This is a genomic window from uncultured Winogradskyella sp. (assembly GCF_947496485.1).
Lineage (GTDB): Bacteria > Bacteroidota > Bacteroidia > Flavobacteriales > Flavobacteriaceae > Winogradskyella.
This window is the reverse complement of the sequence record NZ_CANMCZ010000002.1, coordinates 401,618-422,460: the sequence shown is the minus strand read 5'-3', so window position 1 is coordinate 422,460 and position 20,843 is coordinate 401,618. Positions and strand designations below refer to the sequence as shown.

The 20,843-nt window shown below is 32.4% G+C and carries 17 protein-coding genes; 5 read left to right on the top strand and 12 right to left on the bottom strand.

Annotated elements, in window-relative coordinates:
- Window positions 1-98: 98 nt before the first annotated feature.
- From Q0822_RS09725 to Q0822_RS09705, 5 genes are all read right to left on the bottom strand, one after another.
- Window positions 99-695: a DUF4251 domain-containing protein gene (locus Q0822_RS09725; RefSeq protein ID WP_299122976.1), complete on the bottom strand. Its 597-nt coding sequence runs from the start codon at window positions 693-695 to the stop codon at window positions 99-101.
- A 78-nt stretch (window positions 696-773) separates the two neighbouring features.
- Window positions 774-2,834 (bottom strand): amidohydrolase family protein, encoded by a 2,061-nt coding sequence (locus Q0822_RS09720; protein ID WP_299122975.1) that lies wholly within the window; start codon window positions 2,832-2,834, stop codon window positions 774-776.
- An 81-nt stretch (window positions 2,835-2,915) separates the two neighbouring features.
- Window positions 2,916-5,636 carry an ankyrin repeat domain-containing protein gene (locus Q0822_RS09715; protein ID WP_299122974.1) on the bottom strand — a complete coding sequence of 907 codons (2,721 nt, stop codon included), beginning with the start codon at window positions 5,634-5,636 and terminating at the stop codon, window positions 2,916-2,918.
- The gene (locus tag Q0822_RS09710; protein WP_299122973.1) at window positions 5,633-6,004 is read right to left on the bottom strand and encodes a BlaI/MecI/CopY family transcriptional regulator; all 372 of its coding nucleotides are present in this window, start codon (window positions 6,002-6,004) and stop codon (window positions 5,633-5,635) included. The genes Q0822_RS09715 and Q0822_RS09710 overlap by 4 nt, the downstream gene beginning before the upstream one ends.
- A 156-nt stretch (window positions 6,005-6,160) precedes the next feature.
- Window positions 6,161-7,714: a DEAD/DEAH box helicase family protein gene (locus Q0822_RS09705; protein ID WP_299122972.1), complete on the bottom strand. Its 1,554-nt coding sequence runs from the start codon at window positions 7,712-7,714 to the stop codon at window positions 6,161-6,163.
- A 174-nt stretch (window positions 7,715-7,888) separates the two neighbouring features.
- Between Q0822_RS09705 and Q0822_RS09700 the strand changes: the two genes are divergently transcribed.
- The 3 genes from Q0822_RS09700 to Q0822_RS09690 all read left to right on the top strand — a co-directional run bounded on the left by Q0822_RS09700 (window position 7,889) and on the right by Q0822_RS09690 (window position 12,509).
- Window positions 7,889-8,833: a M23 family metallopeptidase gene (locus Q0822_RS09700; RefSeq protein WP_299122971.1), complete on the top strand. Its 945-nt coding sequence runs from the start codon at window positions 7,889-7,891 to the stop codon at window positions 8,831-8,833.
- Window positions 8,834-8,893: 60 nt separating this feature from the next.
- A complete protein-coding gene (locus Q0822_RS09695) occupies window positions 8,894-11,122 on the top strand; it encodes a type IA DNA topoisomerase (protein WP_299122970.1) in 2,229 nt (742 codons plus the stop codon).
- A gap of 85 nt (window positions 11,123-11,207) precedes the next feature.
- The gene (locus Q0822_RS09690) at window positions 11,208-12,509 is read left to right on the top strand and encodes a hypothetical protein (RefSeq protein ID WP_299122969.1); all 1,302 of its coding nucleotides are present in this window, start codon (window positions 11,208-11,210) and stop codon (window positions 12,507-12,509) included.
- Window positions 12,510-12,520: 11 nt separating this feature from the next.
- Here the strand turns inward: Q0822_RS09690 and Q0822_RS09685 are convergent, their stop codons facing one another.
- The 6 genes from Q0822_RS09685 to Q0822_RS09660 form a co-directional block, all read right to left on the bottom strand.
- Window positions 12,521-12,985: a GyrI-like domain-containing protein gene (locus Q0822_RS09685; protein WP_299122968.1), complete on the bottom strand. Its 465-nt coding sequence runs from the start codon at window positions 12,983-12,985 to the stop codon at window positions 12,521-12,523.
- Window positions 12,986-13,049: 64 nt separating this feature from the next.
- Window positions 13,050-13,505 (bottom strand): cold shock domain-containing protein, encoded by a 456-nt coding sequence (locus Q0822_RS09680; RefSeq protein WP_299122967.1) that lies wholly within the window; start codon window positions 13,503-13,505, stop codon window positions 13,050-13,052.
- 183 nt (window positions 13,506-13,688) lie between these two features.
- Window positions 13,689-14,390, bottom strand: coding sequence for a hypothetical protein (locus Q0822_RS09675; RefSeq protein WP_299122966.1), 702 nt, complete (start codon window positions 14,388-14,390; stop codon window positions 13,689-13,691).
- Between the two features lie 93 nt (window positions 14,391-14,483).
- Window positions 14,484-15,764: an FAD-dependent oxidoreductase gene (locus tag Q0822_RS09670; protein ID WP_299122965.1), complete on the bottom strand. Its 1,281-nt coding sequence runs from the start codon at window positions 15,762-15,764 to the stop codon at window positions 14,484-14,486.
- An 11-nt stretch (window positions 15,765-15,775) separates the two neighbouring features.
- A complete protein-coding gene (locus Q0822_RS09665; protein ID WP_299122963.1) occupies window positions 15,776-16,252 on the bottom strand; it encodes a DUF4251 domain-containing protein in 477 nt (158 codons plus the stop codon).
- A 1-nt stretch (window position 16,253) separates the two neighbouring features.
- Window positions 16,254-18,725 (bottom strand): zinc-dependent metalloprotease, encoded by a 2,472-nt coding sequence (locus tag Q0822_RS09660; protein WP_299122962.1) that lies wholly within the window; start codon window positions 18,723-18,725, stop codon window positions 16,254-16,256.
- A 132-nt stretch (window positions 18,726-18,857) separates the two neighbouring features.
- Here Q0822_RS09660 and Q0822_RS09655 point away from each other — a divergent pair, with 132 nt between their 5' ends.
- Window positions 18,858-19,151 carry a DUF3817 domain-containing protein gene (locus tag Q0822_RS09655; RefSeq protein WP_299122960.1) on the top strand — a complete coding sequence of 98 codons (294 nt, stop codon included), beginning with the start codon at window positions 18,858-18,860 and terminating at the stop codon, window positions 19,149-19,151.
- A complete protein-coding gene (locus Q0822_RS09650) occupies window positions 19,144-20,382 on the top strand; it encodes a mechanosensitive ion channel domain-containing protein (RefSeq protein ID WP_299122959.1) in 1,239 nt (412 codons plus the stop codon). The genes Q0822_RS09655 and Q0822_RS09650 overlap by 8 nt, the downstream gene beginning before the upstream one ends.
- A 37-nt stretch (window positions 20,383-20,419) precedes the next feature.
- Here the strand turns inward: Q0822_RS09650 and Q0822_RS09645 are convergent, their stop codons facing one another.
- A complete protein-coding gene (locus Q0822_RS09645; protein ID WP_299122958.1) occupies window positions 20,420-20,830 on the bottom strand; it encodes a hypothetical protein in 411 nt (136 codons plus the stop codon).
- Between the last annotated feature and the right edge of the window lie 13 nt (window positions 20,831-20,843).

Genomic DNA, 20,843 nt, shown 5'->3' with positions numbered 1-20,843 from the left:
ATTCTGCGAAGATTTATTAATATTGAATAATTTTATCAAACAGCTGAATAATCACTAAATACTATTTAGGCTCTCAAAATGAATATGAAAAATATAGACTATTGGGATTTATCTTTTATTGGTTTTAGTCTTCCAGAGTAACGCATAATTGTTCTATAAGTTGGAGTAATACTAACCATTACCCTTTTATTAGGAAATATTTCAAGTCTTACATCATAACGTTCAGAATTATCCCCTTTATGATTGGTAGTAAATTCAATTTCAAGTTTTTTCTTTTTGTCGATTATAGACTTCTCATAATCTTTGGCAAGCCCTTCAAATTGTATTGCAGTATCAGTTCCACCATAACGCCCTGAACTTATGCGTTGCTCGCCGAAAAATGGTAAATAACCTTTTATTGAATCATTTTTAATTTCAATAAAATTACCATCACCACTAAGGTCGATTCTACTCGCATTGTTTCCTGTATTTCGCAACATTAGTGAATTAATGACTTGTGTTGTCGCCAAAGTATTAAATGGAATTGCGGACTCCATCTCAATATAATAATCTTCTTTTTCTAAAAGCGTCTCTAATTCGGAGAAAGCTAAAGTACTATTCGACGACATCGCTGTGTCATTAGACTTGCAACTAAATACTAAACAAATAAGCCCAAAACAGAGCAAAACTTGAAGTCTTTTATATGTGTGATTCATATTCATGGTGTTAAAAGATACTAACAAAATATGAGAATAACAACAACATTAACAGTCTTTTATAGAATATGTTTACTTCTATATTTTCTTTAATGCAGCAATACCTGTTTCACTTTCTGGGTTTAATTGCAAAGATTTTTTATAGTTACGTTTTGCATTTACTTTATCACCAATTCCTAAATAAGCTTCACCTAAACTATCATAAACATTCCAAGATTCTGGAAATGCTGAAACATTCATTTCAAAAACAGCAATGGCTTCTTCATTTTTTCCAGCTTGTAAGTAAAGATACCCAAGACCATTGATTTCATTTTCGTCTAAAATATATTTATCACCTTTCTTATGCATATCAAAATGTTGCTTTCCTGTTTCGATGCCTCCCTCTAAAATCTTCATATAAGTAGAAAGTCCTAAATATATTTTTGAATTCGGAAAGTTAGAATCGCAAAAGCTGTAATAGATCTTTAAGTCATCCATATTACCACTTCTAATCATTTCATAACATGTATTTGTAATACTTAATCCATCTAAATCGTAAGATTTATTTGGGAATTCAGCTTTAAAAATTTGAAATGCCGTAATGGCTTCATTAATTTTTCCACCACCAAATAGTTCTCTTACAGTGTTCTTTAATTCACTAACTTTTACTTTAGGATAATCATTATTTTCATTGACAGTTTTAAACCATTTTTTTGCTTCTGTAGTACCTTTATCAAGTAAAACATTCCTTAATTCATGACCTATTGATTTTGATGGCTTAAATTGTAATCCGTCTTTAATAATAGTCTTATCCGAAAGTACATTTTGTATATCTTCAAATGGATTCTTATCAAACAAAATCAAATCAGCAGTTTTACCTACTTCAACCGAACCACGTTTGTCATTTAATTGCATAGCTTCATAACCATTAAGTGTTGCTATTTGAAGTGCCTCACCTACTGAAAAACCAGCTTTCGTAAATAAAATTAATTCAGATAAAAATGCACGACCACCAAATCTACAATCTGTTCCGATTCTAAGTTTCACTCCTTTGTCGTGAGCAATTTTCATATAATTCATAAAGGCCTCAAAAGCAGAATCCAATTGTTTTTGTTGATTCTCTTTATAATTAACCATTGGTGTTTTACGTATTGGGAAATATTCAAATGACGTAAAGAAATCTGACTGACCAGCCGAAGATGCTACCACATTCAAAGCTGAACTCAATGTAGCTCCTTCCATAGCCATTTTATCAAATAAATCCATTAACCGTTTTTCATATTCAGGATTAGACTTTATATAACCAAAGAAATACACCATTTGAGCAGCGAATTCATCTATACTAGAAGTCATCTTTATCTGATACATTTCATTCATTTTTGGCCAGTGGTCATCATAGTTTAATATGCTAGGCGTTAAAGTAAAGAAGTGTTCAAAATTCTTAACTCCATAATCAATACCTTCAGCTATAGTGACTCTATTGTTGTCTACATGAGAGTTTATAATAATACCTTGCTTTTTTGCTTCGTCTGCCATAGCTTCATAATCTGGCTTCTTAAGCTTGCTGTAGAGCTTCATGTATTTTAAACCTCTTGATGCATACTCCCGAACTTTTTCTCTCCCATTTTCAGGATTCATAACTTCAATATGGTGCGCTGGTTGTCGTCTATCTTCATCAGAGACCATAGAACCACCACAGATAAAGATATTTGGATGGTTTGGGGTTGGATTCTTCTGCCAGTCTAAAGTGACATCTATCCAAGGTTCTGGTTGTCCCATATCTATTATAGTAGTTATACCAAAATTGAGATAGTGTTCTGCTTGTAGATTACGCAACATTTCCAGGCCATTATCTTCTTTGTAATCTTCGGGTGATGCAGCATCTGCGCCATAATTACCTACAGTATGCACATGTGTATCAATAAAACCAGGAGTTAAAAGGCGTTGCTTCCCTTCTATCGTTTTGATAGCTTTAAATGGTTGATCACCATTAATTATTGCAGCAATGGTGTCTGCTTTAATTAATACGGTTTTATTCTCTAATACTTCTGTGGTTTTGCTATCGAATATTTGAACATTAGTTATCGCTAAGTCATATTTATTTTGACTACAACTAAACACAAATAGTGACATTAAAATAATTGAAAATAAATTTTTCATTGGGTTGGATTTAAAACAATGCTGTCCCAATAAAGTTAAGACAGCATTGTTGATTGATGAAGTTTGCCTATGGATTAAAAATTAATTACCATAGATATGTTTTGCTCCTTTTGATAAGAGATAATCTACTATGTCTTGATGTTTATTCTTAGATGCTGCAGATAAGGCTGTACCTTGCCCTCCGGTATATAAATTAACATCTGCGCCTTCTTTGACTAAAAGCTTAACCGTATTCATTAAACCATTTCTAGCAGCAGCATTTAATGCTGAGCCTTGTCCATCGTTTTGTAAATTAATATCTGCTCCTTTAGACAACAAGTAACTTATAATAGTGTTATGACCATTTCTCGCCGCAGCATTTAACGCAGAACCTTGTCCGTCATTCTGTAAATTAATATCTGCTCCTTTTTCTAAAAGCAATTTTACCGTATCTAAATGACCATTTCTTGCGGCTGCATTTAGAGCTGAACCTTGTCCGTCGGTTTGTGCATTTATATTTGCTCCTTTAGAGAGTAATAATTCTATAGTTGAATTTACACCATTTCTCGCAGCTGCATTTAAGGCTGAGCCTTGACCGTCATTCTGTGAATTAACGTCTGCGCCTTTGGTTATTAAATATTCTACACTCTCTGTTAAACCATTTTTAGCTGCAGAAATTAAAGGAGAACCATGACTATTTGAGTTTTGATTAATATCTGCACCATGCTTTATAAGGTATTCCATGACTGATTTATGACCATTATTAGCGGCAGCATTTACAGCAGTTCCTTGATTAGGTGAAAATTTATTGATATCAGCTCCTCTTGTGATTAAGAATTCTACTACGTCATAATGTCCATTATTTGCAGCTGCAATTAAAGCAGTACCTTGGTTTGGTGAAACCTTATCCATTTCTGCACCTTCTGCTAATAAATGAGTAACTACGGTCAAATGTCCATTATTTGAAGCGGCTATTAGTGGTGTGCCTTGATTAGGCGAAATAAAATTAATATCCATGCCTTTTTCAACTAGATATTTAACCGCTTCAGTGTTATCAGAATGTGCAGCTGCGATTAGAGCATTGCCTTGATTTGGTGAATAATGGTTAATATCTGCGTCTTTAGATACTAGATATTTCATAATATCTAAATTTCCGCTTCCAGAGGCTGCAATAAAAGCGTTGCCTTGATTTGGAAACTTACGATTAATGTCAGCTCCTTTTGATACCAGATATTTTACAAGTTCTAAATGACCATATTCTGCAGCAGTAATTAATGCTGTACCATCTCCCTTTACATTTAGTTTTACATCTGCACCTTTACTTACCAATAATTTCGCTATTTCAAGGTTACCAGTTCTTGCTACTGCAAATAGTGGTGATTTTGCTTTTTGATATCTCCAATAGTTACCATTGGATTCATCTGTATTATATCCAGGATTTGGGTCAATGCAATTTGGATCAATTGTATTTAATAGGTTTCTGACCTTTTCAATATCATCAGCTCTTATGGCTTCTAAGAGTGGTCTACATTCTGAGTCGAAACTTATAACATCTTCTGATATGGCTACAGTATCAATTGTTTCAGTAGTCATCCCATTAGAATCGGTTACCACGACATTACCCGTAGTATCTAACTCTAATGCAGCCCCTTCTTCTAGCTTTGTCTTTACAGAAGCTAAAGTAGCATGCTTAGAATTTTCTATATAAGCTTCGCAAGCTGGGTCCAAATTGACTAAAATTTCTTTAAGCTTAGCGACATCTTTACTTTCTAAAGCAGCTTTAAAAGCCTCGCAATCTGAAAAGTACTCAGGTTGCGCCTCTACTTCATTCGATACAATTGGTATGTCGTTTATAGTATTTGAATCTTGTTGCCCAAAAGCCTCATAAGGTTTATTAAGTAACAATAATAGAGCGAAAAACATTGGAAATGTAAATGTGTATTTCCAATAACTGTGCGGATTTGATTTTTTACTGTTCATTTTTAAAATACGTTGTTTGATTAATGATTGATTGTAATTTGTGGTAATTGTAAGCGGTTTGCTGAACGTGGCAATTTTTAACAAATTCATTTGGTAACTGTCTTTTTCAGCATTTTTAGTATCGATTAACAAGTGATCAGTTTGATATTCGATATTTTTCTCAACTTCTCGTCGAAATAGCCAAACAAAAGGATTAAACCATAATAAAATGATAGCTATTTCTGAAAGTAGTAAATCTAAACTATGTTTTTTCTTTACATGAATTTTTTCGTGTGCTATGATTTGTTCATAGATTTCAAATTCATATTGCTCTGGATTAATAAAAATATAGTTGAAAAATGAGCATGGTTCTTTTATACTTGTTGAATTTATTATAGTAGCGTCTATATCCTTTATTTTATCCTTTGAGCTTACAATCTTGAATACTAAGTTGCCAATCTGAGCTAAAAGATTTATAGACAAAACGACGACACCAAATAGATAGGCAATACCTAGCCAATCCAAAAGGCTTCTCGAAGGTTTACTACTAACTACAGTTTCTTTTTCATTAGTGATCGCTTTTTCTTGCCCTGTATTAATGCTTGAATTATAAGTTGAATTTTTATTTGCAGAGTTTTTATTTACAGGTGTTTGCGAATCTGAAGTTTCTATTAATTCAGAAACAAATCCTTGGTTTTGAATTAACTTTGGTAACGACACAAATGGAATCGTAAATGTTAATAACAAACCTAAAACCAAATACATTCTATTAGTAGAAAAGAAACTTTCCTTCTCAATTAGAATTTTATAAAAACCTAAGACTATAATGATAATGAGTGATGTCTTTATAAGAAGAGTAATCATGATTTTTTGGTTTTATTTGACTTGATGACATCAATGAGTTCAGATAATTCTTCTTCAGATAGATTTTCTTCTTTGGCAAAGTATGCCATCATTTTCGGAAAAGAATTTCCAAAAAACTTCTTCTTAATATTAGTGAGGTTATCGTCTCTATAAGTTTCAAACTCTACGACTGGACTGTATTGATGCGTATTACCAATCATTTCAGATTTTAAAACTCCTTTCTTTACAAGGATCTTAATGATAGTTGCTACAGAATTATAATGTGGTTTAGGTTCAGGTAATTGTTCAATTACATCTCTTATGAAAGCTTTTTCTAGCTTCCATATTATTTGCATTATTTGATCTTCTCTCTTTGTTAATTTTTCCATGTTAACTATTTATTGAATTCAAAACTACTAATTATTTAGTAGAACTACTAATAAATTAGTAGTTAAATTCAAATATAGACATACTAATTAACTAAAAAAGCCAATAAAACGTTGATTTTACAGGCTTAATCATAAATACTAAAATTGTGTGAAAAATTAGTCTTCTGGCGGAAAACCATGGATTTCCTCAAACTTCTCATCAAAATTTGCGCGCAAATAGGAATTAAGTTTTGTCTTATAATCGTCCTTTAACCATTTAAGAAAATTATGCGTGCTCTTACTGATACATTTGGCATAAATCTCTATTCGCATATTAATATCATCCTTTAGCAACTTTGCTAAAGCTATTGCATCATAAACATCTTCACTGTTCTCGATACAAATTTTGGCATGTTGCTCAATAGAACGTTCTAATACAACTTTAGAAGACTCTCCTTTAGCTACAGCATCCTTATAGGTTTGTTTAATATCAAAATAAGTCTCTTCAGATTTAGCAAACTCACCTTTTATCTCATCATCTAACTCATGCTTAAAATTAGCTTCAATAACTTCATCGCTCTGAATTCGGTCAGCATACCAATTTGGGGACTTAAAGATTAATTGCCAATCTAAATCTGCACCCCAAGGCCCAAATCGATAAAGGTTATTTCCTAAATCAATAATATTAAACTTTGACTTGTTATTTAAAATACGTGAACCTCTACCTACCATTTGGTAATACAGTGTTAGTGATTTCGTAGCTCTATTAAGAATAATAGTATCTATAGTTGGTTCATCGAAACCTGTTGTTAAGATACTTACCGAAGTTAAAATAGCATCAGGAGTTTCATGAAACCAATCTAAAATTTGTTTACGCTGTTTTTTTGTAGCTGTATTATCTAAATGCATAATTGGCAGGCCTGCTTCTCTAAAAGCGTAATAAACACTAATAGAGGTATTTATACCGTTATTAAAAATTAAAGCTTTCTTGCCTAAAGCATGCTTTTTATAAGCATCAACCGTTTTTTGCAGCATTGCCTGACTTGAATATAAATCTTCAGAAGATTTTACAGTGTAATCACCATTAGAGCCAATTTCTAAAGATGTCAATCCCATATCATAAGCGTACGTCTCAGCTCTTGCTAAAAATTCATTTTCTATAAGATTTTCAATAGTTTCACCAGTAATTAATTCGTTATAATTATCCTTCATTGGTAGTTCTTTGTTAGAACTTAAAGGCGTTGCCGTTACACCAAGAATAAATGATTTTTCAAAAAACTTGAAGAGTTTAGTGAAAGAATTATAATGTGCTTCATCAATAATCACTAAACCTATGTCCGAAATATCTAGCTTATTATCATTCAGTCGATTGTTCAATGTTTCCACCATAGCCACAAAACAAGAATAGTCCGCCTGATCATCTAAGTTAGCTTTGCTATCTACAACCTTGTTAGTTACACCAAAACTAGTTAGCATTTTAGAAGTTTGGTTACAAAGCTCAATTCTATGCGTCATTACCAATACTTTTTTATCATGATTTTTCAAGTATTGACGCACCATTTCAGAAAAAATAACAGTTTTTCCTCCGCCTGTTGGTAGTTGGTACAATAAGTGGTAATCTTCAGGAGCGGTATCAAACTTTTCGAAAATCTTTTCTATTGCTCCATGTTGGTAGTCATATAATTCTTTATCCGTTTTCTTTTCTTGAATCGCTTGGTTTGTTTGAGACATATATAGTATTTCGAAGTGTGAATTTAAGTTGCAAATTTACAATTCTTTATAGCATAAAAAAAGGGGCTATAGTTTTAAACTGTAGAAAACTATTTTGTAATCTGCATGTAATCAAAAAAACAAATAATATTTTATTATATATTTACGTTTGAAAAGCTATTAGAAAATCCCTCTATGAAATACTTTGTTTTTTACATCGCTGTTTTTTGGTGCACAACCTTCACTTTTGCTCAAAACGATACCATAGCTGAATCCATTAAAATTAAAATTCCTAATACTTCACTATTTCATAGAGATATTGTTATTGAAGAAGTAGAAATACCCTTAGTAACTAAAACAGATTCTATAACTGAATTAGATCCATTAATCAATATCAAATTAGATCATTGGGACACTGCAGTTTATAATCCCTACAGAAATACCTTAGTTCAGTTTCCGCTTCAAATAGAATTTACCGACAGTACTTTTTCTTCACCGGTTTCTCATAAAAAAGTAATTACATCGCGTTATGGCTGGCGTAGAGGAAGACCACATCAGGGTATCGATATAGATTTGGTTACAGGAGATAGCGTAGTTTCTGTTTTAGATGGTGTTGTACGCTTCGCTAGTTATAGCGGTGGACATGGAAAAACAGTCGTGGTTCGCCATTATAATGGTCTAGAAACAACATATGCACATTTATCCCATATCGCTGTAAAGGCAAATGATACTATAACGAAAGGTGGCTATTTAGGAAAAGGTGGCAACACAGGAAACTCTAGAGGTAGCCATTTGCATTTTGTCGCTAGTTTTAAAGGAGAATATATTCATCCGGAATATCTTTTTGATTTCTCTGAATCAAATACAATTAGAGCTCAAGAACTTTGGGTAACTCGAGAATGGGCACATGCACGTTTTCATAATTCTAAACGTGTGAGTAAGGTTAATGTTTTAACATCCAAAGAAGCGGCTTTAGCCAGCTTAAAAAAGGAGAAAAAGGTATATGTCGTAAAGAAAGGAGATACACTCTATGGTATTTCGAGACGAAATAATCTTTCTATTTCTAAGATATGTAATACCAATGCGATTAAAAAATCTTCGCCTTTAAAAATTGGTCAAAAATTAGTTTTAGAACTCTAAAAAAATAGCTACTCCGTCTATAAATTTCTGTATTTTGCGAGCTCATTTAATTGAATCCTATTGAAAGTCTGTATTGCTGAAAAACCTAGCGTTGCGAGAGAAATCGCTTCTGTTCTCGGTGCCACTACAAAACGTGATGGTTACTTTGAAGGCAATGGTTATGCGGTTACTTATACTTTTGGTCATCTTTGTACCTTATACGAACCTGCAGATTATAAACCGTATTGGAAAAGTTGGGATTTAAACAACTTACCTATGTTACCTGAAAAATTCCAGGTAAAGGTGTCTGATAATGATGGGATTAAGAAACAATTCAAAATCGTAAAAAGTCTTTTCGACAAAGCAGATGTTGTGATTAATTGTGGGGATGCTGGCCAAGAAGGAGAATTGATTCAGCGTTGGGTCATTAATGAGGCTAATTACAAAGGTAAAGTACAACGCCTATGGATTTCGTCTTTAACTACGGAGGCCATTAAAGAAGGTTTTAAAAATTTAAAATCTTCTAAAGATTATGATAATCTCTACTATGCTGGCTTTTCGAGATCAATTGGTGATTGGTTATTAGGCATTAATGCGACACGATTATACACTGTAAAACATGGTGGTTACAAACAAGTCTTGTCCGTTGGACGCGTACAGACTCCTACCCTTGCCATGCTTGTGAATCGTTTTAAGGAGATTGAGAACTTTGTACCAAAACCATATTGGGAATTACAAACGCTTTACAGAGATACATTATTTAGTTACGAAGAAGGACGCTTCTTAAAAATGCAAGATGGAGAAGTCTTGGCAAATAAGGTTAAGGAACACGAATTTGAAATTGTTTCTATTACCAAAAAGAAGGGAACTGAATATGCACCTAAGCTATTTGACCTAACAGGTTTACAAGTATATTGCAATACTAAATTTGGTTTTTCAGCAGATGAAACACTAAAAATTGCTCAAAAATTATATGAAAAAAAGGCCGTTACTTACCCTAGAGTGGATACTACATTTTTACCAAATGATGTGTATCCAAAAGTAAAAGGGATATTATCTAAACTAACTGATTACTCATCACTTATAACACCTTTATTAAATAATAAAATAAAGAAATCTTCGAGAGTATTTAACGATAAAAAAGTAACAGACCATCATGCTATTATCCCAACAGGAATGCAAACGCATCTGCAATATAACGAGCAACAGGTTTATGATATAATCGTTAAGCGTTTTATAGCAGTGTTTTATGACGATTGTAAAGTGTCTAACACCACAGTTATAGGAAAAGCTGCTGATGTAAACTTTAAAACCACAGGAAAAGAGATATTATCTAAAGGCTGGCGCATTATATTTGAATCTAATAAATCAAGTAATAAAGAGAGTAATATATTACCTTCTTTTGTTAAAGGTGAAAAGGGACCGCATGAGCCCTCATTTTTAGAGAAACAAACCAAACCACCTAATCAATTTACAGAAGCCTCTCTCCTGCGCGCAATGGAAACTGCTGGAAAGCAAGTAGATGACGATGAGTTGAGAGATTTAATGAAAGAAAATGGTATTGGTCGTCCGTCTACACGTGCCAATATTATTGAAACACTTTTTAGAAGAAAATATATAAAGCGAAATAAAAAACAGATCATACCTACTGTAACAGGTATTCAACTTATTGATACAATAAAAAATGATCTTTTAAAATCGGCAGAACTTACAGGTACTTGGGAGAAACAATTAAAAGACATAGAAAGGGGTCAAATAAGTGCCAATGCTTTTATCAAAGGTATGAAACGCATGGTTGATGCTTTAGTATATGAAGTACGAAGCGAAACCGTACAAACACGTATTTCAGCTGTTAATAATAAACCCTCAGGTAAGCCAAAATCGAAACCTAAAGTTAAATCAAAAGCTGAATCTATTGTTGGAAGTTCTTGCCCAAAGTGTAAAACGGGCAACTTACTTAAAGGAAAATCTGCTTATGGATGCAATCTCTATGGACAGTCTTGTGATTTCACTTTGCCATTTAGCTTTGGTGAGAAAAAGATATCTGAGAATCAATACTTACGTTTATTAAGTAAAGGCTCTACCGTAAACTTAAAAGGTTTTAAAATTGAAGGAAATACAGCTGAAGGATTATTGCGGTTTGATGACAATTTTAAATTGAAATTTGAACTTAAGAAATTTGCTAAAAAGATGACTATTAATGTTGGTGATGTCTGTCCTAAATGTAAAACAGGAAAAATATTAAAGGGTAAAACAGCTTTTGGGTGCAGTAATTATAAGGCTGGATGTGATTTTCGATTTGACTTTTGATTAAGAATTATAATGTTAATTAAGTTATTTTTTTTAACTTAATAAGCGTTAGTTAAATTACATAATGAAAATAAAAACCCAAAATATGGAAATACCAACATGGGCAATATTCCTATGCATTATTCTTGCTTCAGCATTCAGTGTTCTAGGGGCTATTGGACTATTCCAAAAACAAAGTTCTACAGCAAAACAAAACCAGGATGCAATTATAAATTCCTTAGAATCAAAAAATGAAGAACTATCAACAAGTTTAGATTCGACAAGAACAGAATTAATAGCAAAACAAGCTGAATTAAAAGCTGAACAATCTAAAATTTATTCCTTTACAAAAGATATAGATGCCAATACTAAAGCAATCTCTGTTTTGGCTGATGAAATATCGAAAGTCACATCTAAGACAAATGTGGTCACTAGAATCATAGAAAACGAACAAAGACAGAAAGGCTTTTTAAAACTAAAAAAACCGACGTCAGAAACGTTCAAAATTGTTTATGGCAAAAATGTTATATTGGAACATCCATTGAGCCAACTAGAAAACGGACTTCCATTTAGTAATCCTTTAGTATTTGCTTCATTAGATCTTCAAAGTAATATTAATATTTCAGTACGGTTATCTGATGATGACCTTTTAATTTCAGGAAGTCTACATGAAAAAAATGGTAAACGAGTAATCGAATTAAAGGATGGTGAGTGGGCTTTAAGCAAAGGCACTGTTTTTTCAATTAATTATGATGGTTCAGCAATTGAAATAATTGATAATGATGGATATGTGTTATTTCAAATGGAAGTGATGGTCGATGAGCTTAGACTTAAAGGTATATTTTATGGTAAAAAAGCTGCATTTATAATAAATGACGGAATACAATCAGTGAGTTACGATTCGGATGAATATGAAGTGGTTTTAAAATCTAAAGCCTCAAAAATAGAGAGAATTTTTAAGCATACGGGAGAAAATTATTTAAATACAAGAGATCCTGAAATTGAAAAGGCAAGGAAAATTCGCAGGGAAATTATTAAGCAAGAATTACTTCAGAACTATGATCATTTATCAAATTTGTTATTAATTGAAAAGACATCACAGTTCGTTAATAAATATAGTCTACTTTCTGAAAACACAAGAAATGAAATGATTGAATTAATTAAACAACAAAATATTGCTCAAGCTGATATAGTACATGAAAAAATAATACATGAGTATGAAACGTCAATAAGAGCTGAAGCCATAAAGTTAAGGAATACATTATTACAACGTATACCGCAAGATATACTTGATAAAAACCCAACTAGTATGACACTGGATAACTATAAAAATCCTAATGGAAATCCAGAAATTGGAGGTGTAATCAAAGATATAGATATTATGTTACAACTACTAAAAAAGGAATAAATAGAATACAGCTATCTGCCTTTTACAGGTACATAAAAATCCTCCTCAGAATCTGGACTTCCATTTTTATACTTCGCTCCCATCACTTGAAAGTGAGGTCTATCATCAATCTCATAACTAGACGTCGGTAACCAATCTGTCATTATTTTTTTATATGTAGAAGCGGCATCCATTCCTTTATGAAGAAAGACAGCATATTCACCTTTTGGAATTGTATATGGTAACATGCCCTTTGGGATATCATTTAAACTTGAAACTTCTACACATGCCCAAATATCAAAAGACTTTTCAAAATTATTAAAGTCATCATAGACTTGTATGGCAATATGCTCTTCGTTTGCGGCATTGAGCACTTCCCTTCTACGTGGCATAAAACGTTTCCACAATGCAACAATATTTTGATATTCGCCGTAATGCATAGTACTTTGCATTCCTATGATATTCTTTTCTGATAACGTTATAATTTTTGGATTCAATAGTCAGTGAATTAAAAAAGCCACTATCATTGATAATGGCTTATTATATTAATATTAGATACTATTAGGCTTTTTTCACTTTAACAGCATTCATACCACGTTGTCCTTTTTCTAATTCAAAAGTTACTTTATCATTTTCTATAATTTCATCAATGATACCACTAACGTGTGTAAAGTGCTTTTCGTTAGTTTCTGTGTCTATTATAAATCCAAATCCTTTCGAACTATCATAGAATGAAACTTTTCCGTTTCTTATTGGGTCCCATACTTCATCACTCTCTTCCTTTTGAGGTATACCAAGAACGATATTCTTTGCCTTAACTTTAATCTTCATAGAAGGATCTGGTGGAGTATCTGTAAGATTTCCATTATGATCTACATAAGCCAAAGGAATACCCTCTGATCCATTTTCTTCTTTTGCGAGTTTACGCGCTTCCATTTTCTTGCGCTTATCTTCTCGTTTTTTTAATCGTTTTTTTTCTTTTTCGCTTTTACTAAAGGTTTGTTGTGATTTAGCCATTCGTTGTTTTAAAAATTAATATATGCTCGGTTATGAAAATAATGATAATGTAAACAAGTTAATCAACTTAACAATGAATAGTATTAAAAACCAGAAAAAATAACGTAGAAATAATGTTACTTGTGCGGTATATCTTCAATAAACTGATAACAAAGATACAAATTCTATACCAACTATTAAAGTTTATAGCTTATAAACAATACCTAGCATTACTCTAGGCATAAGACTTGGTTGTTTTATAGCTTTATTTGCATCGCTATATGTAAACTGCTCATCATTATTCTGATTATCGTTTCGAGGATTTACATTATCATCATCTGGACTGTAAGAAGTGTCATGACCTTTTAAAGTATTATTGAAAAAGTAATCTAATCCTGTAGCAACTACTAAATTGAGTTTTTCGGAAATTAGAAATTGTGTTTCAGCACCTAATCCAAGACCAAATTGCTTGGACGTTACATCGAAATCCTCATTACCACCAACATATTTAAAATTAGCTGTAAAACTAGAATAGCGCGGACCAAAAGTTATATAGGATTCTTCTAGATTAAGCAAATTACTTTTCCACAAAAAATCTAATCTATAATCAAATGCTTTAGCTTTTTCTTCAGGAACTCCATTAGTAGCATTATTAATAAAAATACGCCTAGCATCTGCAGAATTGCCTGGATCTAAGCTTGTGTAGCCTATCCCGAAGCGAATATTTACAGGTAAGGATTCTAACGGTTTTATAGCTGTGAAATTTGCTTGAAAACTAAGTCCTCTGTTATAACCAGATAAAAAGCCAACGGCAAATTTTGAATCTTGAGTTGAAGCGTTTTGAGAAAAACAGAAAATAGGAGTACAAATAATCGCCAATAAAAGCGGTGTTTTAAGTAGGTTCATAATCTTGATTTGGGTTAAACGATTTGTTGCTGTGTTAAACACAACAATTTATTTACGTTTAAAACCTAAACTAAAGATGTCCCTTTTGAAAATTTAAAGGTATTCAGAAGCTAAATTCTCTACTACTAAACCATCTTCTAAACTCATAATTATTCCTTGTGCAGCACGCTCACCAGATAACATCGCTGCATTAAGAGAGCCATTAAGCAGGTAATCTCCTGCAAGATAAATAGTTGGTTTCAATTGTGTTTCTGTGGGTGAAATATCATATTGAATATGATCTAAGTCTGGTAAGGCTTTTGTAATATGATAACACTTAATGAAGTTTAGTGTTTTAATTTTGCAGTAAGTTTGTAATTCTTCTTCAACTCGTTTTACCAATTCACTTTCAGAAAATTCATGTGATTTTACAACAGTCACCGATAATAATTCATGCTCCCCTTTTGATGAAGTTTCAATACTATTATGATAAAAAATATTATTTATGAGTGCATCATTATCTGCAATCAGACCAATTATAGGTTTGTTTATTATACGTTTATCAACTTCAAAATATAAGTTATAACAGGATTTCCAGGTTTGCTTTTGGTCTTTTAGGTTTGGGACAAACGCACTAGGATCAGTCGCTATGATCGTAAAATGTGTTTGTAACCTCTCACCATTTTCAAATTCTATATAATCATCGTTGACAAGACTTACCTTTCTATTAAAAAGAAACCCTGTTTGTGTTAATTGATTCTTTAATTGACTAGAAATAGCGGCAATACCATTTTTTGGTAAAACTGCCAACCCCTCTCCGAACATCTTGTAAACAAATTCAAACATCCTGCTTGAAGTTCTCAATTCTGGCTCTAAAAAGATGCCTGAAAAAAAAGGCTTAAAAAAATTAGAAATAATTTTGTCGGAAAATTTTTTAGATTTTAAGTATTTTAATGTGCTCAGCGATTCTGTTTCAAAGATTTGATCAATTGACTTTTTCTTCAGTTCATTATTAAGCTTCAGAATTTTCAACTTATCATCAAGCGAACCAACTGACGCCAATAGTGTTGGGAATAAAAGACCCAAATCTCTCAATGGATCTCCAATAGTTTGAACTTTACCTTTAGAGAAAATAACAGCTCCTGGTGATAACTGTTTTAAATTTAATTGACCAAAATCTAAATGCTCTATGGCTTTTGGATATGCATTTAATAGGACTTGAAATCCATGGTCTAACTGATAGCCTTTTATAATGTCTGTCTTCACTCGACCACCAACACTATCTGATTGTTCGACTATTATAGGACTATAACCATTTTGCTCTAAAACTTTAGCCGCAATCAAACCACTGATACCAGCGCCAATAATATGAATATTGTAGTCTTCCTTTCTCATTAAAAGAACTTCTAAATAGCAGTTAATTCACCAATCCAAGTTACATTCTCCAGTCCATTTTGTGCAGCACTTAATACTGCTTTACCATTTGGTCTTACTATGATAGAAAAATTTGAAGATACATTTTTAGTTATTACTGTGAATTGTATTGAGATTTTTTGATCATCATCATTAAATATGGCTTTATAATTTTCTATACTACCATCATTAACGTCTATGGATTTATTATTAGATTGTAATGCCATTACTTGTCCTGATATCTCAGATTTATTGATGACTATTGTATTATCTTCTTCATTTAATTTTTCTCTGGTGTTGCCATCAAAAACTACCTCGCCAACAAAACTAAAAACTTGTGTTTGCACCAATGATTTCTTAGAATTGTATGTAGTTTGAAACTGCTCTTTCTGAGCTTGTTTGCTTTGAGCACTTAAGTATGTTGTAGCCGAAAGGTTAAAAAGTAAGGCTAATAAAATTATTCTCTTCATATTATTTTGGATCTAAAACTTGCTTTATACGTTCTAAACAATCTCTGTAATGGTATTTGGTTTCTGTATTTAAAGCCATTTTTGAAGCTGCTTTTAGTGTACGCTGTAGTTGATTTAATTCACCTCTAACTATTGATCTGACATCAGATTGATTAACATTAAAATATTGTCTACTTCGTTGCGGATCTAAATCTTCAGTCATTAAATAGGCCATTCTGTCTAAATAGACACGTTGCAAGTTACGTCTAAAAACTGAAACATTTGAAGCACTTTTGGTTTCTGACCAAATTCCTAAACGAACATCTCTAAGCATTTCTAATGCCGAATAATTACTAGCATCTAGTGCACTATGATCGATAAGTCGCCCTAAACGCTCAAAATTTAATAGATTATTGAGATGACGACTTTGTAAACTTCGGATTCTATCTGTATAACCCGCATAACTTATATTTTTAAGAATATCATCGGCCATTAACCAAGTTGGTGTTTCAAATGCATTTTTATGCAGCCACTGCATCGCTGATTTTTGATATGCCTTATCTACAGCATTGTATACGTCTCCATCTTGAGATGGGTTTTTAGTATCTTCTACTACTCCACCAACATGCGTTACCACATGACCAACGTAACGACTCCACACACCAAGTAATTCTCCATATAATTCACTTAAATCATCGTAATTATCAGTTTTGTCGCTCGTCCAATTTGGTAAATTCTTAGCTACAATTTTTAAGTTTTTCAACCCATAAGTACTTGCTTTAATACTATTATTTCCGATGTCTTCTGTTTGTGATGTTGGGTCGAAACGGCTTCTCTGCTTTCCAAATTTATAAATTGGATTTCCAGCTTTTTCTTTAATCCAGTTATTCAAAATATCTTTTTCGTCATCCGCAGATTTCGCATCTGGTATATAACGATAACCAAAATTTATAGCATAGTCATCATATGGTCCTAATTGCCTAACAAAACGAATATTTGTATCACCAGATTGCGCAATATAATTATAGCGTGCATAATCCATTATGGTAGCTGCAATTCCATTTTTTTGAGTGAAAGCTCCATCTCTGTAACTTTCTACATCATATGCATAACTCGCACTCATATTGTGTGGTAACCCTAAAGTATGCCCAACCTCGTGTGCAATTACCATTTTCATCATTTCGCCAATTTCGTCTTCTGGAGTGTTCAATGTTCTCGCTGAAGGATTTGCAGCTCCAGTTTCTAACATATAACGATTTCTATAAGAGCGTAAATGGTTGTGGTACCAAATGATATCACTTTCTATAATTTCACCACTTCGAGGATCTGAAACACTTGGTCCAGTAGCATTTCTTGTAGTACTTGCGACATAACGTACTACTGAGTATCTTATATCTTCTGGGCTAAAATCCGGGTCTTCCTCTTTAGTTGGAGGATCTTTTGCGATGATAGCATTCTTAAAACCAGCAGCTTCAAAAGCTTTTTGCCAGAGCTCAATACCTTCTTTCATGTAAGGTCTAAACTTTTCTGGTGTTGCAGGATCTAGATAGTAAACAATTGGTTTTACTGGTTCTACCAATTCACCTCTCTTATAAGCTTCTATATTTTTCGGAATTAGTTTCCAACGTCTTAGATAGGTTTTCTGGTCTGCTTTTAATTCTTCACTACTATAGTCGTATTTACTCAATGTGAACCAGCCAACACGATCGTCAAAATAACGTGGTTGCATTGGTACTTTAGGTAGCAAAATCATAGATTGATTCATTTGTACACTAATTGTTTCATCACCAGTATTAACTGGAGGTTTTGATGCATTATAGGTAAAGTCTTGAATGACTTCAATGTTTTCAGGAAAGCTTTTTATTGAATTAATAAAACTTCTTGATTTATCAAGGTTTTTAACTTTATAAGCAGTTCGTAATCTAGAACCCAAACCACTAATTGACTTAACATCTGATCCATAGAAACTAGTCACATCAATAACCACTGAAGAAGAATCTTTTGAAAATGCTTCAATATCGAAAGCAAAAAGTGTTGGTTCATAATTATTCGCCTTAACCGAAACATTAATCGGTAAACTATCTGCAGCAACTGCACTTGATGATTTTTCTTTAATGAGAATTTTATTTTTGAACCGTTCCCAGTTAATCATTCTTGTATTAGTTTTTGTACCAGCATTAACGTAACCACCACCTAAATTTGATGGTAATTTTGCGAAACGACTCACCAAAAGCATATCTGTATTTAGGTACTCCATAGGGATTTCAAAGTAGTACTTCTCTCCTACTAAATGCACATCAAATAATCCTTCGTCAGAAATGGCTTCTTTGGTAATGACTTTATCATAGTCTTTAATTTTACCTTGTTTCTTTTTTGGTGTAGGTGTCTTAGCTTGAGTAGTTTTATCTGTTTTTTTACTTTTACTTGTCGATTGCGCCGTAGCACAAGAAAAAACGATAAAAGAACAAAGTGCAAGAGTTAGAAAGTTTTTCATGATTGGTTGAAATTATTTTAATAAAGTCCTTAAAGATAATTAATAGAATTTACATTTAAATATTTTATTAAAAGCTGTTAAAAAGGTCTTATTTTATGTAATTCTAAAGTACTTTTGCAGAAAATTTATAACATGTCAAAATTGTTACCAACTTTTAGAATTGTTGCCTTATTAGAAGGTGTTTCATATATATTATTATTGTTTATTGCTACACCTGTAAAATACTTTGCAAATGACCCACAATATGTGAAATTATTAGGGATGCCGCACGGTTTACTATTCATGGCTTATGTGGTTATGGCTGTTATAATTAGTAAAGACATGAATTGGTCTACAAGAACATTGTGGATTGTTTTGATAGCGTCTATAATTCCCTTTGGGACATTTTATATAGACAAGAAATATTTAAATAAATCAAATGCTTAGTATGAGACATTTTATATACGATTTTCTCATAGAAAAAGGCTTATCAGAAGATACAGCAAAGTATCTAAATATGCTAGGTCTTTTATTGGCGTTGCTAATCATTGCCTTTATTGTAGATTTTATAACAAAGCGTATTTTGTGGAGATTTTCATTTGGTATTGCTAAGCGTACAAAAACTAATTTTGACGATATTTTAATCACCAATAAAGTACCTAGAAATATTGCTCATATCATACCACTCATAATTCTTATTGAATTTGTTCCACAAGTATTTTCAGATTTTGAATATACCGAAGACATAATTGAGAAAATCTTAAAGGTCGTAGCCATATTATTAACGCTTAGAATCATAAGAAGTCTTCTAAATTCCGTTAAAGACTATTTAAAAACGTTACCAAGATATAAAGATAAACCAATAGATAGCTATATACAGGTCTTTATGATTTTTGCTTGGTTACTGGGTATATTCTCAATCTTTGCCATCGTAACTGGTGTTTCATTTTTAAAATTCGCAGCGACACTTGGTGCTGCTTCAGCAGTTATATTACTTATTTTTAAAGATACTATTTTAGGTTTTGTAGCTAGTATACAAGTATCTATTAACGATATGGTGCGTATTGGAGATTGGATAACTTTTGAGAAGTATGGTGCTGATGGTGATGTTATTGAAATCAATTTAGCTACAGTAAAAGTTCAAAACTGGGATAAAACGATTACTACAATTCCAACTTATGCATTAATTTCTGATTCCTTTAAGAACTGGAGAGGAATGATGGATTCTGGTGGACGACGTATTAAACGTTCTGTAATTATAAAAACTTCTACAATTAAATTTTTAACTGATACTGATGTAGAGAAATTAAAAAGCATTCAATTGGTATCACAGTACTTAACTAATGCCTCAAAAATTATAGCGACACATAATCAAAAACACGAAATTGATAAATCTGCTTTGATTAATGGACGGAATTTGACCAACTTTGGTGTATTTAGAAAGTATCTACAAACTTACATGGATAATCATTCTGCTATAAATAAAGACATGACTTTGATGGTTCGACAATTAGAACCTACTGCGCAAGGCATTCCTATGGAAATATATGCCTTTAGTAAAGATCAACGTTGGCAGAATTATGAATACATAATGGGTGATATTTTTGATCATGTACTGGCCTCAGTAAAGTATTTTGATTTGGAGATTTATGAGCTGGCTTTAGGAAATAAAGATTGAGCATCTTCCAAAAGATCTTTTACAAATTCTACTGATATTATTTATTCAATAATTTTTGAAACCTCCAATCAGCAACTTTTTTAATCCTAATTATTCTGTCAGCTAATTCAGGATTGTATGAGCATCTCAATTCATCAAACCCTATCCAGTTAGGAAAATATTTTTTAGCCATTTCAAAAATTTCTTTGTCAAAAGCGCTGGACCGCACAGCCCCAAAATCTTTTTTAGGTCCTACAACTAATTTCATCCTATGATGAATTACATATTTAAAGGCATCTGTCAGATGATGATTCCTAACCTCCCATAACCCTTCGTCTTCCCAAATAAAGGCACCAGACATTCCCTCGTATTCCATTTTTGGATTAATGAGTTTCGATTTTGCAGGTAATGAATCTTTATTCTTTAAGAACGTTATCCAAATCCGTATTTTCAGAATCAAATTCATCATTATTAGGTAACAC